This window comes from Caballeronia sp. AZ7_KS35 (assembly GCF_023631045.1).
Lineage (GTDB): Bacteria > Pseudomonadota > Gammaproteobacteria > Burkholderiales > Burkholderiaceae > Caballeronia > Caballeronia zhejiangensis.
The window spans coordinates 1-15,535 of record NZ_JALQDV010000052.1; the positions used below are offsets into that span (position 1 = coordinate 1).

A 15,535-nucleotide genomic window follows, 5' to 3' on the forward strand; every position below is an offset into this window, starting at 1 on the left:
TATCGGTCAGATTCATTTTGCCCATGACCTGCATCTGAACACACTTGGGGTGCCAATTCAATGATGCAATGCACTAGCGCGTTAGCACTGAAGCTCGCCAACCCGGCACTAGGCCGCGAAGAGCTAAGGGCCTATCTCAAATCGCTGAGCGGAGAACATGTACGCGATCACGGACATTGAGTAAGCAATCAACTACTGGCGAGCGCGCCAAGCAGCAATGGACGATTTCTCCATCTGCCCGCGCGGCCGCGTTCTCGCTGACGTGTACGGCTCTATGATTTTCTACCGGCAGGAGACCGTCGAGCCGAGAACGCTCACGGCCGAGCGGAACGAGGCGCTGTCTCTTGCGTTAGCGCAGCGCGAGCTTCCGCTGTAGGCGAATCCGACTAAAGTGTGATACCTCCTATCGAAGGCGCGGAAGAGCACTAGTCGGTTAAAGACAGTGAGACGCGTCGCTCGTGCGCCTCTTCTGATGCAGCCTAAATCCTGCCGAGGATCAAGACTAGCTCGTCTATGCTGTGCCCGATCGTCGGCGGCGACGCTCACGTCTCAACATTCGACAAGGCGGGCCTGTGGGATGGTCTTGGCATCTGGGATGTGCCCTTACCTGTCGGCGCGGCGCTCAAAAGGCGGCGCAATCTTAGCTCGCTTGTCTGTGAGTGGAACCTCTGAAAACGGCTTCACTTAGCCGTTGGCACTGGCCCGAATCGCCGCGCGCAACGTTCTCACGCCACTTTTCGGCGGCTACCATCAGGACCGGTAGGCGATCGACAATCCGCAGCGCAAGCTCCCGTTCCGAGCTTCAGGCGGCGACGGCGCTCATGCCTGTTTTTGCTTCGAGACGTGCGCGCCGTATCGCCACGACGATCAGCGACGCGAACACGAGCGGTCCCACCCCGATGCCGTAGTGCTTGGCGAGCAGATCGCCCATCTGCGGATACAGCCATGCGATACCGAGAATCGCACGTTCGCCGCGCAGCCATCCGTCGCGCAATGCCCGGGCGGCGATGAGAGCGAGCGGCACGCCGAGCCATACGGCATCGTAGTTATAGATATACGGGCTGATCATGAAGGTCGCCGCGACGAGCGCGGTCGCCCGGACTTCCAGCGACTTCGCGTTGCGCCAGATCCAGGCGACCGCGCACATCGCAATAAGTGCCTGGCACGTCTGCGCGACATACGCGGGACCGACCGCGACGTGCGCCAGGCGTAAGGCCGCGAACAGGCTCGCTGTCTGATCCCACGGCAGCACGCCGCTCGCGATATAGCCGTTGGCCTCGCTCAGGCCGTGTAGGAAGACCGGCACGATATCGAGCCCGAATACGCCGATCGACAGCGCCGTGAACAGCACGGCCGTCACGGCGGCGGCGGCGAACGTCGTCCACATGCCCGCGCACGCAAGCGCGACAGGAAAGAGGATCGCGAGATGCGGCTTGATCGACAGCAAGCCGATGAACACGCCCGCGAGCGCGGGGCGTTTCTCCATCGACAGGAACGCGGCGAGCACCAGGCTCCCGGTGAGACAGGCGTTTTGTCCTTGCGCCGCGTTGAGCCACAGACCGGGGAACGCGAGGATCCATACGAGCACGTGGCGCATCGGCAGGACGCGGCGAATCAGGAACACGAACAGCGCCGACGTCACCGCAACGAACAGCGCGTAGGCAAGCGGCGCGGACAGCCACGCAAGCGGGCGCACCAGCAGCAGAAAATTCGGCGGATAGAACCACGGCCCCGGCAGCACGATATGCGGGGCGAGCCGGCCCGCGGCTTCCTCGATCAATGGCCACGAATACGCGGCGAGCGGCGTGCCGTCGAGCGTGAGGCGCGAGGCGGCCCAGAACGTCAGAAAGTCCCAGCCGCCGGGATGGCCGTACTTAACCCACGAATTCCGCGCGTTGAAGACGAGCCCGAAGCACTGAAAGACGAACAGGACGGTCGCGCAGTACGCACCCGCGCGCCAGCCGTTGAGCGAACGGCGGGCACAGGCGGGGGCGATGGAAGCGGGTTCGGTCGTCATCCGTGCGATAACGGCGGATGACGCGCAGAACTTTAGCGATGCGCGTGCGATGCCCCGCGCCCCTTCGCGCGCCCACCAGCATCTTTCGATCGCGGCGACGGCTTGTTTGCGCTCGGCATCGTCGGACGTCGACGATTTCTTCAGTAACTCTGACGTGTAAGCGCGAGACGTGGCCTGAAAACAGCGACCAACTTCTGTTCAGTTTTTTTCCGGTGTGCCGTTGTCCGTCAAATAAGCGCGTCGGCTTGCTACGGGCGACGGCAATCCAAAAACCAAGACAGCACTTGGGAGACATGAACAGCGAACGTAGGCATGGCGCGCCCGAGGCGGGCGGCGAAGAATTCCTCATCTTCAACGTCGGCCAAGAGCAGTACTGCATCGACATTCTGAAGGTCCAGGAGATCCGCGGATATGACTCGGTGACGCGAGTGGCGAACGCGCCCGCGTTCATTAAGGGCATCGTCGTTGACGGCGTCTCGGCCGCGCAGACGCTTACGGCCGAGCAGATCCGACCGGCGCCCGGGTTCAATTCGACGCTCAACACTGACTTCATCACTGGGATCGGGACGATCGACGACCGTATGTTGATCCTGACGGACATCGAGAAGCTCATGACGAGCGAGGAAATGGCGCTGATGGAAAGCGCCACTGCCTAAGCACACCAACAAACCTAGACGCCAACGACATGACCTTCTCCAGAAAACTCTGGCTGCCTCTGCTGCTTAGCCTGGTATGCTCGCAGGAATCTCCGTTGCCGACGCGTTTCGCATGCGCTCGATCCGCACGGAACAGACGCAGTTGGACATAAAACACGCCACGGAAGTCGCAAACAGCATCATTCGCGAGTTCGCACAGCAGGCAAACGCCGGCGCAATCACGCAGGACCAGGCCAAGCAAGGGGCGCTCAACGCGATCCGCGATATCCGGTTCGGTGACAACGGCTATTTCAGCGTCTTCGACTCGCAAGCGAAGGTGCTTGTGCATCCGATGAAGCCCGAATTCGTTGGCAAGACGATGATGGACTTCAAGGACCCGAACGGCGTCTATCTGTATCGAGACCTTATCGATGTGGGCAAGCGTCAGGGAGCGGGCTACACGTACTATTCGTTCGCGAAGCCCGGCACCAATGAGATCCTGCCGAAGACGTCCTATGTCGCGATGTATCAGCCGTGGGACTGGCTAGTCGTCACCGGCGTCTACATCGACGACATCAATGCCGCGTTCTACACGTCCCTCGAATGGAGTCTCGGCGTGCTCGTGGTGATTGCGGTCGTGTTGAGCGTTGTAGGGTCGCGCCTGAATCGCGGAATTCTCCGGTCGATGGGCGGGGAGCCGGCATACGCAGCGGAAGTGGCGAATCAGATCGCAGACAACAATTTGGCGGTCGATGTTGCCACTGCCGAGAATGACCGCTCCAGCCTCATGTACTCGATGGCCCGCATGCGCACGCAGCTACTGTCAGCGGTCGACAGTGTGAAGACGTCTGCAAACGCGATCGCAAATGCCAGCCGTGAAATCGCCGTGGGCAACACGGACCTGTCGTCGGGCACTGAGCAGCAGGCCGCATCGCTCGAAGAGACAGCAGCGAGCATGGAGGAGCTGACTGCGGCGGTGAAGCACAACTCGGAAAACGCGCGTCAGGCAAGCGGTCTAGCCGGGAGTGCGCGCGACGTCGCACGGGAAGGCGCGACGATCGTCGGGAATGTCGTGGGCACGATGGCGGAAATCGAGGAAAGCTCGCACAAGATCGCTTAGATCATCGCCATGATCGAGGGCATCGCGTTCCAGACCAACATCCTCGCGCTAAACGCTGCGGTCGAGGCTGCACGCGCCGGCGAACAAGGGCGTGGTTTCGCAGTTGTCGCTGGCGAAGTGCGCAGTCTGGCGCAACGTTCCTCGACAGCCGCCAAGGAAATCCGCGAGTTGATTGAGGCGTCCAGCTCGCGTGTCCACACTGGCACCACACTGGTCGGGCAAGCCGGAGAGACGATGACCAAGATCGGCGCAGCAATCCAGAAGGTCACCGACATCATGGACGAGATTGCCTCTGCATCGAACGAACAGAGTCGCGGCATCGAGCAGGTGAATCAGGCGATCACGGAGATGGACGAGGTAACCCAACAAAATGCAGCGCTCGTCGAGCAGGCGGCGGCCGCTGCCGGTTCGCTTCAAGATCAGGCCGAAACGCTGCGCGCAACGATGGCCGTGTTTAAGACCGGCACGTAAGCAGGCGTTGGCGAGCGGTCGGCTGATTGCTTGGCCTTGGCTAAAGGAAAAAGACGCCCCACCCTGCGCGGCTACCTTCGCTTCGCGCGGGGGACCTTTGCCGCGTTCGGCGTCTTTGCGGCCTTTGCGGAGCGCGCCGGCGTCGCGTTCGTTTCTGACTTCGGCTTCTTGGTGCCAGCCGTTTTGGTATCAGCAGTGGAGATCAGAAACTTGGTCCTGTCCTTCACCGATGCCAACCATCCCGGCGCCTTGCCGCGGCCGCTCCACTCGGCTCCCGATTTAGGATCTCGGTACTTCGCCGGTTGCGGACCGCGGGGGTAGTTCCCGGTGCGCTTGCCCGAGTCGCTTCCATTGGACTCGACTGCCGCAGAGACCAAAAATCTCGCACGGTTCTTAGCGTTCGCGATCCACGCCGGCGCTCGGCCTCGACCGCTCCACGTCGCCCCCGTCCTTGGATCACGATATTTGCCGGTCACAGCTAGCGCAGCGCTGGCCGAGTCCTTTGCGCCAGCTCCGCCTCGATTAGTGAGGTCGTCGATTGTCAGTCCATGCTCTTTCATGAGCGAATGAATTTTTGCGACGGCAGCAATTGCCTGCTTCTTTTGAATTGCGTCTGCTCGAGCCTGCAATTTCTTAATCCTTTCTTCGATGTTTGAGAGGGTCGTCATATTCTCCCCTTGGTTGTCGAACGTTCAGCACTATGCCATACGCCTTTTCTTCCAAGCTCGGAGACGCAGGCTAACGAACGTGAAACCGCCGACCGCCGTTGGTCTCCGCGTAGCTTGAGGCCGGAGGGGCGAGTGACTTGACTACGCGGGGTTATTGGTAAGCTCATAGGCGTTCCAATAGCCCTGCAGCCGAAGCCACGATCCGATGCCCAATAGAAATCCGACGAAGTCGCAGCGCGCAGTGATGGAGTTGCTCGATCAGGGCTTACCGGTCGAGCAGATTGCAAACAGTCTGGGCAAGAGCGCCTTGGCTGTGAAGAAACAGCTAAGCCGGATCAAACGCCGGGTCCGTGAAGGAAGGATCGACCCCTCTCCTTTGCCAATCGAACGAGCCGCGAGCGAGCCGCGCATCTACCTTGCCGGATTCGACGTCTTCCGCCGCGACGCGGAGGAGCACGGCGAGCACCTCAAACAGCTCTGCCGCGGTCGCGGCTTCGTTGGTCTCTATCCACTCGACGGGCAACTGCCCTCCTCGCTCCGACGGCAAGACGCTGCTCGATGGATATATGCCGCGAACATCGAACTGATCCGGTCGGCCGATATCGTGATGGCGAACCTCGATGACTTTCGCGGGTCGGGTGAACCAGACAGCGGGACGGCTTTTGAGGTTGGCTTTGCGGCCGCGCTTGGAAAGCCGATATGGGCATATCGGTCCAGCGGAGAGACGCTTGTTGAGCGCGTGAAGACAGCCGCGATCGGGAGCGAGGGCGGTTTTTGTGCTGGCGGCTACCTAATCGAAGACTTTGGCCTAACCGTAAATCTCATGCTGGCATGCTCGGTTCAGCTTGTTGTCGGCGGGCCGGCTGCTTGCCTCGACACCATTCGAAGCGAGGTCGACGAAGGTACCCCCAGCGCTGGTGGCTCGGGGTTGGCGAAGCGTTAGCTTCGCTGTAGGGTTTGGGTTGAGCGAATTTCAGTATATCGAGTTCTATGTCTGACGATATTTGGCTTGTTGCACCGTACGACGCCTACGTCCAATGGCAACGAGAAGAAGCCGCCGGCTCCGATCGCCGGGCGTTCGCCGACCAATCGATCGTCCAGCACTGCTCGATGTTTTCGCGCTTCAATGACTATCTGATCGCGCACCGTGCGACGGTGGCGAGCTTCGGGGCGGACCACATCGATGGATTCTTCGCCGAACTGGCGCAGGACTGCGCTTCCGGCACGACGACACGCCTGCGCTATCTAAAGCTCATCGACCGGTTCACGCGTCACCTCGTGAACATCGAATTGCGCGGTGACAATCCGGCGGCACAGATGTTGGTCAATGAGAGCTGGCCACAAGACGAGCCGACGCCGATCTATCTCTCATCGGAAGACGATGCACGGCTACAAGCGGTGTGCGTTGCAACTGAGGGCGCGGCGTTCAAGGAACTGCGAAACACGGCGATCGTGGCGCTATTTCTCGCGTCAGGGGTCACGGCCGCCGAACTCAAGCAGTTGCGCGTCGACGACCTCGATGTGCATGGCGAGCGCCCCACTGTCTTCGTTGACAAGCATGGACCTCGCATTGCACGGCGGGTGCCGATCGAATCTTTCGCGGTCGACGTGCTGCGCGAATATCACAAGGCGCGCAGCCGCATTCAGGCCCCGACGCAATGGCTGTTCATAGCCACTGCGGGCGGCAAGCCGATGCTGCCGGATACGATGCTGAAATGTGTCCGCGTAGCGCTACGCCGTGCGGACCTGTCGGCGGCCGACGAGAGTCCACGCTTGCTCAGAAACACGTTTGGTCGTCGGCTGATCATCGCCGGCAAAACCAATGAGCAAGTGAGCAATCTTATGGGCCTGTCGAGCCATCGCACTGCGACTCGCCTTCGTCAAACACTCGGGTCATGTGAGGCGTCGGAAGCACTGGCTTAGTGGCTTGCGGCCGGCGTCGGTCACAACCGGTTACCGTCATCGCGTCATCGCTTGCCAGATGCTTTGTCACGGTCTTCCTGCGAGCCTAAACGACCGTTCGACGCCGCGCGTCGAGCCGGCGCACGCGTCACGCTGGAACCACCCTTGAGCCATCCATCAACGGCTATATAGCGGGCGGATGAGAACTCGACCATTTTCTCGACCGCTTTCGCCGTCTGTATTTGTTGCGCGATTTCGGGAGGAACTTCACCACAGGCAATTAACACGCCCTTTCCGCTGATTGCGTGCTCTATCGTCTTCCCACGAAAGGAAAGACGTACGCGAAACGACGGCTCCTCATCCGTGTCTGGCGAGTACGCAACGTCAAGCGTCGAGTCCGCAAAATCGGTCCACAGTTCGGCGAGTCCTGGGTGCTCACAGCCGGTCAGCTCGGATGCACGGTCGAACCCATCATTCACCTTGGTTATGCACCGTCTGTCAGGGTCAATCAGGTAGCACAGAAACATGTTACCTCCTGCAGTTGGAGGCCCTCTCCGAAAGCCGCTTCGAGTTAATGACTTTGGTCGAATGGCCTGCTGCCCGGCCAAAGAACCGAGCCACGGTGTTGGCAGGCGCGGTACAGCGCGCCGTGGTGCTGACCGCCGCCTTAAGGATAGGAGCAAAAAAGAGCCCTGAGCGGGGCTTTTGCGTTCGTCAGACCAAAATTGGGATAAAAGCCGAAGGGCAGACTCGTGGACGGAGCGCGGCGAAGGGGCGAGCCGTCCGGCTCATTCCGGCCAATAGCCGTCATTCGACGCATCCGCCTAGATCGTCGACGAATATACCGATGTAAGAACCCGCCCGTCATTCCCGGCTCCCTCATTGCCATAGAATGAGCCTCTTCAATCACTCCGATAGCAGGCACTACGATGAGCGTTCGCGTTGGGATTGTGGGGATCAGCGGCTTTGGCGGTGGTGAGGCGATGCGTCTCATCGCAAGCCACCCGTCTTTCGAGCTAGTCTATGCTGCGGGCGAGGGCAGCGCGGGCAGCAGGTTAGCCGACCGTTTCCCCGGGGTGCCGGCGAGGCTGGCGGAGCTGGTGATTCAGAAGTGGGACCCGGCAACCCTTCCAGAACTCGACGTGCTGTTTGCGTCCCTGCCAACGGGTGCGTCGGCCGAGGCGCTGGCTCGCGTCCCACGCGACGTGAAGATCGTCGACATTGGCGGGGATCACCGATACGTCGATGGTTGGGTGTACGGCCTCGCCGACGTCTGGCCGACCCGAATCGAGGGGCAACTCCGCATTGCCAACCCTGGCTGCTTCCCCGCCGCGACGCTCAATGCCTTGGCTCCGCTTCTCGTTGCGAAGCTGATCGAGCCCGCGAACATTGTGATTGACGCGAAAACGGGTATTTCCGGTGCCGGTCGCGGCGGCGCTGAAAGCAAGTTCGGCTACGCGGAGACAAACGAGAACTTGATACCTTACGGTCTTCTTGAACACGTCCACATGCCCGAGATTGGCAAGACAATTGAGCGGCTAAGCGGCGGCAGCGCGGCCGGTCTTGTCTTCACGCCACATTTGGTGCCCATGACCCGTGGCGTGCTCGTCACCGCGTATTGTCGGGGCCGAACCACTACCGAACAGTGCTTAGACGCGGCGCGACGCTTCTACGCTGACCGTGCGTTGGTCCGCGTCACCGACAAACCGCCGCAGACGAAATGGGCTACCGGCTCGAACCTCGCCTTCGTTAGCTACGCCGCTGACCCTGAACGCAACTTGGTAATCGCCATGGGCGCGGTCGACAACCTTGGCAAGGGCGCTGCCGGTCAGGCAGTGCAGAACGCCAACCTGATGTGCGGCTTGCCGGAAACCGCAGGCCTGGACGGCGCTTCACTCTGGCCGTGAGCAAGCTCATGGACTTCATGCAAGTCATCCGAACAGCAAAGAGCGCGGACGCCCGCGCCGTTGAGTTGTTGTATCGCCAACTCATCAACGACAATAACGTGCGCGTCGCGGAGTCCCAGGTTCTTGCCCTCGAGTCGGACCGTCGCACGCGGCTTCTAGTCTGTGAAGTAGACGGCGAGGTTCGCGGGACCGTACTAATCGGGCTCTGTATGGACGCAATGTACGCCAGCCAGCCATTTGCAGTGGTCGAAAATCTAGTCGTTCACCGAGACTTTCGAGGTACCGGGATCGGGCAGGCGCTACTAAGGGAAGCGGAACGGTTCTGCCAGGCATCCGATTGCTCGAAAATGATGCTTCTTAGTTCGGAGACTCGCAGGGACGCCCATCGATTTTTCGAACGTGCTGGGTTCCGCGCCGACTCAAAGCGCGGTTTCGTTAAATACCGAAGCCAGTTCGGCGTGACCGTATAGTCTCAGGTCGGCCATCAGCCGCCGGTCGAGGTCGCCATCCAATTCAAGCAACCAGGGTTTCGTCCGGGCCCGCTGTTGGCGGGTTTCGGGCGAGATCGCAGGTGGCATTGCCTCTACGCGGCCACTTTCCGTCACTCGCCTGAGCCATGCGGCGGCCGCTTGAATGACCGGTCCACTCCGAAACCCGCCCGATGCTCAACGCGCAGTTGTCGGCTAGAACCGCCGTTCGCACATAGGGACCGAGGCGTTCGCCATGCGCAGCGAAGCGGTCATTAAAAAATCACTGAGGGAGATGCTTTCGCACCGGCCCTTTGCCAACGCGTGCCCCGCATTCTTCCGAAAATCCAATCAATCTATTCGGTCATCGCATGGATGCCTCGGCGGTGCTTGACGAGAATGTGACCTAGCTGGCTAAAGGGCCGATGTCGTGCCTCGCGGCTACCGACTCACGGTACATTATTCAAATCAGGAGACACCATGGCAGAGCAACACACCCGGACCGGGGTCGATAAGGTCAAACAGGCACGGCGCGCCCTCGTATCCAGTTGTGTCGGCACGTCGGTCGAGTGGTACGAGTACTTCATCTACGGCACCGCGGCCGCGCTCTACTTCGGGCCGCTGTTCTTCCCGAACAAAGACCTTGCGATGGCGCGCCTCATCGCCTTCGCCTCGTTCGGCGTCGCGTTTCTGGCCCGTCCGCTCGGCGCGTTCATCTTCGGTCATCTCGGCGATCGCATCGGCCGCAAGTCGACCATGATTTTCACGCTCGTGCTCATGGGCGTGGCCACCGGCGCAATCGGACTGCTGCCGACCTATCAACAGATCGGCATGCTCGCGCCGGTGCTGCTCGTCGTGTTGCGTCTGCTGCAAGGCCTCGCGGTGGGCGGCGAATGGGGCGGCGCCGTGCTGGTGGCCGTCGAGAACGCGCCCAAGCACAAGGTCCGTCTATACGGCGCGGCCCCGCAGATGGGCAGCGGCTTCGGGCTGTTTCTTTCGACCGGCGCGATGGCGCTCGTCGGCCTGTTGCCGCCTGACGCGCGACTCGCATGGGGATGGCGCGTGCCGTTCATCGCGGGCTTCGGGCTGGTGCTGATTGGCCTCGTCATCCGGCTCGGCGTCGCGGAATCGGAAGACTTCCAGCGTGTGAAGGCCGCCGGCCGTCGTGTGAAACTACCGATCGCCGACGTGCTGCGTCACGCCAAGCTGCCCACGCTGGTCGCCACCGCGATGTCCGCGTCGTTCGCCGTGGTCTTCTACATGGTGGCAACCTACTTCGTGTCCTACGCCACGTTCCATCTGAAGATGCCGCAGGCCACCACGTTCAATCTCGTGATGATCGCCTCGCTCATCGATCTGATCGCCTTTCCGATCATCTGCGCCTACGCGGATCGAATCGGCGCACACCGCGTCTTCTTCTTCGGCACGCTGTTCGCGGTGCTGGCCAGCGTCCCGCTCTTCCTGACCTTGAATACGGCGAATCCGCTGCTCGTCGGTATCGCGCTGTCGCTCACGATGGTGTGCGGACAAGTCACCACGTACGGCGTGGTCGGCAGCATGAGCGCCGAGCTGTTCCCGGCGGAGTACCGCTACACCGGCGTGGCCGTGTCGGGCGCGATTGCATCGATTCTGTTCAGTGCCCCCACGCCGCTCCTCGCCGAGTTCCTGATGCGCCAAACGGGCTCCTGGGTCTACCTCGCAGGCATGGTATCGGTGGCCGGGTTCATCGCGACGCTCGGCGGCATCGGCTACATGAAGCTGCGTCATCGCGCTCATTCGATGGGCTACGTCGGCGAGCGTACACACGCTGGCAATGATGCCGCTGCCGTGCCGAGCGCCACCGTGATTGGAAGCAGCACGCCCTAAGCGCTGCAGAAAACGAAGGGATGTCGCGAATGGCGTCACGGCTTGCAACCGTGACGCCATTTTTATTGGCCCAACAAAACGGATCAGGTGCAAACGTGGACCGAGCGACGAGCGCAAACTTGTGTGCGCGACGTGAGAATCATATGGGAAGAGATGAGCGGGAGAATCAACCGCGACGAATGTCCTGCAGCAACAACGGGCGGCAGTTCAGGACGCCGTGCCCGCCGCCTGCAACGATGCCTCGAACTCCTTGTGCAGATGCTCGCGAAAGCTCTTGATCGCGGTAGTCTGCACCGCCTTGCGCGTGACGATGCTGCCGTAGGAGCGCATCGCCTGGAAGTCGCTGAGTTCACGCGTCGCGCGATTGCGGCGCGCATTCGACTCCGCAAGCGAACGCGGCATGAAGGTGAGAAAGCCGCCCGTGTCGATCATGCCGAGCAGCGTCGGCAGCGTGGCCGCCGTCGTTGCATCGAAGACGGCGCCGCGTTCATCGAATGCCTGTGCGAGCCGCTGCCGCAAATCGCTGTAACGCGCGAGCAGGATCAGCCGGTAAGGCATCAGCATCTCCACGGTCACCTTTTGCGCTTGCGTGATCGGATGGGCCGCCGGCGCCATCAGCACCACCGGCTCCTCGGCCAGCGGACGGAACAGCAGGTTGTCGCAATCGCCGTCGACGGCCGCCACGCCCAGGTCGGCCGAGCCGTCGGCGATGGTCTTGAGCACGTTTTCGTAGGGCATGTCCTTGAGCTGGACAGTTACGTCGGGAAAGCGCTCACAATAGGAATGGATGATTTGCGGCAGAAAGGTCGCGGCGATCATGGGCGTCGCGGCGACCACGACGCGATTGCGCGCGGCTTCGGAGCGGCCGCGGAACTGGCGCAGCACGTCATAGAGACCACTGAGCGCGTCGGTCGCCGCAGCCTGCAGTAGCCGGCCTTCTTCAGTGGGTTCGACGCGGCGCGTGGTGCGCACCAGCAGCTGTACCCGCAGAACCGACTCCAGCTTCTTCACCCGGCTGGATGCGGTTGGCTGCGAAATGCAGAGCCGCTCGGCCGCTTTGCTGAACTGCCCTTCTTCGAGCACGGCAAGAAACGTTTCCAACTCGGGAAGGTGAAAGCGAAACGAGGGATTGTCCATTTGGTCGGGCAAGAATCAAGGTACGCCAGAAGCAGTCGCTCCGGCGCCGCAGCCTCCAAACGAATCGGCAGTACCGCGTTGAAGTTGTAGCGGCGATGGTAGCACGCAGCCCGCACACGCATCCGCCTCGAAAGCGCGCTACCGAGTAGCGAAAAACGCGTAGGCGCCGACCTCTCGCGCGCAAGAGTCGACGCCCGCACCAGCAGTGAACCACCCGCATCGATGCACCGCCTGACGCATCGAAGCGGGTTGCCCGCGCTGGCTACGCCTCGGCCAGATGCTGCGCCAGACGCGTCAGGTATTGGCCGTCGCGAAAGGCGAGCGGCGCACGATCGCCGCGAAACAGATTCTCCACCAGACCGAGAAACACGACGTGATCGCCGCCCGGATAGGTCGCCATCTTGCGGCATTCGAGGAAGGCGGCCGCGCCGCGAATGATCGGCAACCCAGCCAGACCCTCATCGATCTCGACGCCGTCGAACTTGTCGTCGCCCGATTTCGCAAAGCGATCCGAGACGTGAATCTGGTCCTCCGCCAAGATGTTGACGACGAAGCGCTCCGTGTCGCGAAACGCCGGATGGCTGCGCGAGGTGGTCGCCTGGCTCCACAGCACGAGCGGCGGATCGAGCGACACCGAGCTGAACGAATTGGCGGTGACGCCGTAGCGCCGCCCGTCGGCATCCAGCGTCGTAATCACCGTTACGCCCGTGGTAAATGCGCCGAGCGTCTTGCGCAGGCTCTTGCTGTCGATGGCATGCATGTTTTTTCTCCCCGCGTTTCAGGCTGTTTCAGCCGCGCCGCAGTACGCGACCAGTTGCGCAATCGATATGAGTGCGATGCCGTGCGCGATGGCGAAGCGCACCAGATCGGGCCGCCGCGCCATCGTGCCGTCTTCGTTGACCACTTCGCACAGCACGCCGGCATAGCCGCGCCCGGCGAGACGTACGAGGTCATAGGCCGCCTCGGTGTGGCCGGGGCGTTCCATCACGCCGCCTTCACGGGCACGCAACGGAAACACATGACCGGGACGCACGAAGTCGTCCGCCATCGATTTCGTCGCCGCGAGCGCCGAGATCGTCGCGGCGCGGTCGGCGGCGGAAATTCCGGTCGTCACGCCTTGACGCAAATCGACGCTCACGGCAAACGCCGTGCGAAACGGGTCATCGTTGTGCTGCACCATCGGCGGCAAACGCAGACGATCGAGCACGCGTCCCGGCATCGAGACGCAGATGAGGCCGCTCGTGTGGCGAACCATGAAGGCCAGCGTTTCCGGCGTCACCGCATCGGCCGCGATGATCAGATCGCCTTCGTTCTCGCGATCCTCATCGTCTACCACGAGAACGAACTCGCCGCGCTCGATCGCGCGGATCGCTGCCGGCACGCTGTCGAACGCGGGCTTCGCATCATCCCGGCGGCGGCCCGGCACATTGCGCGCCAACGTCGGCGTCGCGGGTTGATAGCTCGGCTGTCGTGAGTCGGCGCGTGCGTCGAGCGGATTCAAGACGGAGCCCTTGCGCTCCGGAAATTCGCGCACGTCGCACAACTCCGCGTCCGCGCGCGCCTCGATGATGGAATTGGCGTCTTGCATGTCGATTACCTTGCCTGTCTGTCCATGAGACTCGAAGTCAGCGGCGCCGCTCATTACAGCGGCACCTCGATATCGAGCAGTGGCGCATGCTGTTGCGCGCCGTAAATATCCGTGTCGCCGATCGCGCCCGACGCAATGCGGCGCGGCAAAGTCGCCTTCCACGCGAGTGCGGGCGGATACTCGGTAAAGCGCACCTGCTCGACCTCGATCTGATACAGCGACGCAATGCGCTGCGCGGTAATGACACCCGACGCGCGGACTTTTTCATAAAGCGCCGGGTCGTCGAACATGATGTCGAGCGTGATGTGGAACGGTCCCGCGTTCTTGCTCTTGCAGGCCTTCGCGATGTCTTTGAGTCGGGCCATCGTCAGACCTCCTCGTATTCGATGGGGAACATCTCCAGCGGATCGTCCGGAAACACGACGTGCTGCAGCATGAATTCGTAGACTTCGCCGCGCTCGATATCCGACGGCGAAAACGGAAACGCCATGTTGCCCTCGCGGCACATGCGTCCTGCGAAGTCGGAATGCAGCAGCGTCACCCGCGCCAGCGACAACGCCGCGTTGGCGATCTCCTGCGTCTTGCCGATCACTTCGGCGACGATCGCCATCTCGACCGGCACGACACCCGTCGTCGGCTCCCACGCACCCATCACGCCATTGCGGCCATACGCGCGCAGCACCAGTTGATAATCGCCGGGGGCAATGTCGAGCGCCGTGACTTTGGTGCGCGTCGATTCGCGCACGAAATCGAGGAACGTATCGATCTGCGCGATCAGGCCAGGATCGCGCGTCGCGGCAAACGTCACCGCGCTAAAGCCAACGCTGCGCACGCCTTCGAGCTTGATCGAGTACGGCTGCGGCTCCCAGCGCATGCCCGAGACGCGCACGACGCGCTCGTTCACGGCTTCGATCCGGCAGTTCGTCGTGTCGACGAGGCCGCCCGGCTCGTAGCGGACCACCGGACTCGACGTCTCATGCAAGGCCTGCACCGCGACGGACAGCGGCGTGCAGCGCAGTTCGGCATTCAGCGGCTCGGCTTCGACATAGTCCTCGCCGACGGTCACGAGCAAGCAATCATGCTTCTTCGGAAACGCCGCATTGCACGCGCATTCCAGCATCTTTCCCGCGTACCACGACGACGCGGCCGGCATGCCGTGATGCGTCGCCAGCGCAACCCACGGCGACGGGTCGGTGCCGCGTCCGCCGAGAATCACTTGCGCGCCCGCTTCCAGCGCGGCGCGATACGGCTCCGGGCCCATCATGCCGACGATGCGGCGCGCGCCGTCGAGTGCGTCGGCATCGAGCGGCGGCGCGTCGTCGAGCGCGCGGATGCGGCCTTCGCCGAGCCGCCGCTTGAGCACATCCTTCGATTGCTCAGCGTGGATCAGCGCCATTTTGAAATGCAGATCGTGCTCGCGTGCAATCTCGCGGACGATCTCGGCGCAAATCTGCAGATGCGGTTCGCCGCCCGCGCCGCCTGCGGTGCCGACCATCATCGGCACGCCCGAGGCGATCGCCGCGCGCACCAGCAGCGACAGGTCGCGCTTCATTGCGAGGCGCGAGTTCAGCGTCTTGCCCGAGCCGAGGTAATACGGGCCGGGGTCTGAACTGCCGCCGTCCACGCCGAACATATGCGGCTTGCGCTCCATCGCCGCGCGAATCGATGCCTCGGGAAAGCCATACCCCAGGATGCCGCTTGCCGACATCATGCGTACTGTCTTGGACGTCATTTCGACGGGTTCTCCTCTATGGTCC

Annotated in this window: 15 protein-coding genes and 1 pseudogene; 8 read left to right on the forward strand and 8 right to left on the reverse strand. The window is 62.1% G+C overall.

Going from position 1 to position 15,535, the window contains the following annotated elements:
- The first annotated feature begins 187 nt into the window (after positions 1-187).
- Positions 188-376, forward strand: coding sequence for a DUF3717 domain-containing protein (locus NCT05_RS31765; RefSeq protein WP_350030098.1), 189 nt, complete (start codon positions 188-190; stop codon positions 374-376).
- A 426-nt stretch (positions 377-802) separates the two neighbouring features.
- Here NCT05_RS31765 and NCT05_RS31770 read toward each other — a convergent pair whose 3' ends face one another.
- Positions 803-2,017 (reverse strand): glycosyltransferase family 87 protein, encoded by a 1,215-nt coding sequence (locus NCT05_RS31770; RefSeq protein WP_250504022.1) that lies wholly within the window; start codon positions 2,015-2,017, stop codon positions 803-805.
- A gap of 293 nt (positions 2,018-2,310) precedes the next feature.
- Here NCT05_RS31770 and NCT05_RS31775 point away from each other — a divergent pair, with 293 nt between their 5' ends.
- On the forward strand, positions 2,311-2,673 hold the full coding sequence (locus NCT05_RS31775) for a chemotaxis protein CheW (RefSeq protein WP_250504023.1): 363 nt from the start codon (positions 2,311-2,313) through the stop codon (positions 2,671-2,673).
- A 29-nt stretch (positions 2,674-2,702) separates the two neighbouring features.
- Positions 2,703-4,243 (forward strand): annotated as a pseudogene (locus tag NCT05_RS31780) (methyl-accepting chemotaxis protein).
- A 71-nt stretch (positions 4,244-4,314) separates the two neighbouring features.
- Here NCT05_RS31780 and NCT05_RS31785 read toward each other — a convergent pair.
- Positions 4,315-4,911, reverse strand: coding sequence for an H-NS histone family protein (locus tag NCT05_RS31785; protein WP_250504024.1), 597 nt, complete (start codon positions 4,909-4,911; stop codon positions 4,315-4,317).
- 244 nt (positions 4,912-5,155) lie between these two features.
- Between NCT05_RS31785 and NCT05_RS31790 the strand changes: the two genes are divergently transcribed.
- Both NCT05_RS31790 and NCT05_RS31795 read left to right on the forward strand, forming a co-directional pair.
- Positions 5,156-5,854, forward strand: a complete 699-nt coding sequence (locus tag NCT05_RS31790) for a nucleoside 2-deoxyribosyltransferase (protein WP_250504025.1) — start codon at positions 5,156-5,158, stop codon at positions 5,852-5,854.
- Positions 5,855-5,901: 47 nt separating this feature from the next.
- A complete protein-coding gene (locus tag NCT05_RS31795; protein WP_250504026.1) occupies positions 5,902-6,834 on the forward strand; it encodes a tyrosine-type recombinase/integrase in 933 nt (310 codons plus the stop codon).
- A gap of 44 nt (positions 6,835-6,878) precedes the next feature.
- Here the strand turns inward: NCT05_RS31795 and NCT05_RS31800 are convergent, their stop codons facing one another.
- Complete coding sequence (locus NCT05_RS31800) at positions 6,879-7,340, reverse strand: hypothetical protein (protein ID WP_250504027.1); 462 nt, start codon at positions 7,338-7,340, stop codon at positions 6,879-6,881.
- Positions 7,341-7,742: 402 nt separating this feature from the next.
- On the opposite strand from NCT05_RS31800, the gene argC reads away from it, so the two are divergent.
- The 3 genes from argC (at position 7,743) to NCT05_RS31810 (ending at position 11,053) form a co-directional block, all read left to right on the forward strand.
- Positions 7,743-8,720 (forward strand): N-acetyl-gamma-glutamyl-phosphate reductase, encoded by a 978-nt coding sequence (gene argC / locus NCT05_RS31805; protein ID WP_250504028.1) that lies wholly within the window; start codon positions 7,743-7,745, stop codon positions 8,718-8,720.
- A gap of 17 nt (positions 8,721-8,737) precedes the next feature.
- On the forward strand, positions 8,738-9,190 hold the full coding sequence (locus tag NCT05_RS37080; RefSeq protein ID WP_350030099.1) for a GNAT family N-acetyltransferase: 453 nt from the start codon (positions 8,738-8,740) through the stop codon (positions 9,188-9,190).
- Positions 9,191-9,667: 477 nt separating this feature from the next.
- The gene (locus NCT05_RS31810; protein WP_250504029.1) at positions 9,668-11,053 is read left to right on the forward strand and encodes an MFS transporter; all 1,386 of its coding nucleotides are present in this window, start codon (positions 9,668-9,670) and stop codon (positions 11,051-11,053) included.
- Between the two features lie 207 nt (positions 11,054-11,260).
- Here NCT05_RS31810 and NCT05_RS31815 read toward each other — a convergent pair whose 3' ends face one another.
- The 5 genes from NCT05_RS31815 to NCT05_RS31835 form a co-directional block, all read right to left on the reverse strand.
- A complete protein-coding gene (locus tag NCT05_RS31815; RefSeq protein WP_250504030.1) occupies positions 11,261-12,190 on the reverse strand; it encodes a LysR family transcriptional regulator in 930 nt (309 codons plus the stop codon).
- A gap of 262 nt (positions 12,191-12,452) precedes the next feature.
- Positions 12,453-12,950 (reverse strand): flavin reductase family protein, encoded by a 498-nt coding sequence (locus NCT05_RS31820; RefSeq protein WP_250504031.1) that lies wholly within the window; start codon positions 12,948-12,950, stop codon positions 12,453-12,455.
- Positions 12,951-12,968: 18 nt separating this feature from the next.
- A complete protein-coding gene (ribB, locus tag NCT05_RS31825) occupies positions 12,969-13,832 on the reverse strand; it encodes a 3,4-dihydroxy-2-butanone-4-phosphate synthase (protein ID WP_250504032.1) in 864 nt (287 codons plus the stop codon).
- Entirely contained in the window at positions 13,832-14,143 is a 312-nt protein-coding gene (locus NCT05_RS31830) for a DUF4387 domain-containing protein (protein ID WP_250504033.1), read from the reverse strand. Before NCT05_RS31830 ends, ribB begins: the two co-directional genes overlap by 1 nt.
- Positions 14,144-14,145: 2 nt before the next feature.
- Entirely contained in the window at positions 14,146-15,510 is a 1,365-nt protein-coding gene (locus tag NCT05_RS31835) for an acyclic terpene utilization AtuA family protein (RefSeq protein ID WP_250504034.1), read from the reverse strand.
- Between the last annotated feature and the right edge of the window lie 25 nt (positions 15,511-15,535).

What these genes read in the sequence shown, in the direction of transcription:
- argC (WP_250504028.1), top strand. Translation starts at nt 7,743, where the DNA reads ATGAGCGTTCGCGTTGGGATTGTGGGGATCAGCGGCTTTGGCGGTGGT.
- NCT05_RS31770 (WP_250504022.1), bottom strand. Translation starts at nt 2,017, where the DNA reads ATGACGACCGAACCCGCTTCCATCGCCCCCGCCTGTGCCCGCCGTTCG.
- NCT05_RS31835 (WP_250504034.1), bottom strand. Translation starts at nt 15,510, where the DNA reads ATGACGTCCAAGACAGTACGCATGATGTCGGCAAGCGGCATCCTGGGG.
- NCT05_RS31830 (WP_250504033.1), bottom strand. Translation starts at nt 14,143, where the DNA reads ATGGCCCGACTCAAAGACATCGCGAAGGCCTGCAAGAGCAAGAACGCG.
- NCT05_RS31785 (WP_250504024.1), bottom strand. Translation starts at nt 4,911, where the DNA reads ATGACGACCCTCTCAAACATCGAAGAAAGGATTAAGAAATTGCAGGCT.
- ribB (WP_250504032.1), bottom strand. Translation starts at nt 13,832, where the DNA reads ATGAGCGGCGCCGCTGACTTCGAGTCTCATGGACAGACAGGCAAGGTA.
- NCT05_RS31815 (WP_250504030.1), bottom strand. Translation starts at nt 12,190, where the DNA reads ATGGACAATCCCTCGTTTCGCTTTCACCTTCCCGAGTTGGAAACGTTT.
- NCT05_RS31775 (WP_250504023.1), top strand. Translation starts at nt 2,311, where the DNA reads ATGAACAGCGAACGTAGGCATGGCGCGCCCGAGGCGGGCGGCGAAGAA.
- NCT05_RS31820 (WP_250504031.1), bottom strand. Translation starts at nt 12,950, where the DNA reads ATGCATGCCATCGACAGCAAGAGCCTGCGCAAGACGCTCGGCGCATTT.
- NCT05_RS31800 (WP_250504027.1), bottom strand. Translation starts at nt 7,340, where the DNA reads ATGTTTCTGTGCTACCTGATTGACCCTGACAGACGGTGCATAACCAAG.
- NCT05_RS37080 (WP_350030099.1), top strand. Translation starts at nt 8,738, where the DNA reads ATGCAAGTCATCCGAACAGCAAAGAGCGCGGACGCCCGCGCCGTTGAG.
- NCT05_RS31795 (WP_250504026.1), top strand. Translation starts at nt 5,902, where the DNA reads ATGTCTGACGATATTTGGCTTGTTGCACCGTACGACGCCTACGTCCAA.
- NCT05_RS31810 (WP_250504029.1), top strand. Translation starts at nt 9,668, where the DNA reads ATGGCAGAGCAACACACCCGGACCGGGGTCGATAAGGTCAAACAGGCA.
- NCT05_RS31790 (WP_250504025.1), top strand. Translation starts at nt 5,156, where the DNA reads ATGGAGTTGCTCGATCAGGGCTTACCGGTCGAGCAGATTGCAAACAGT.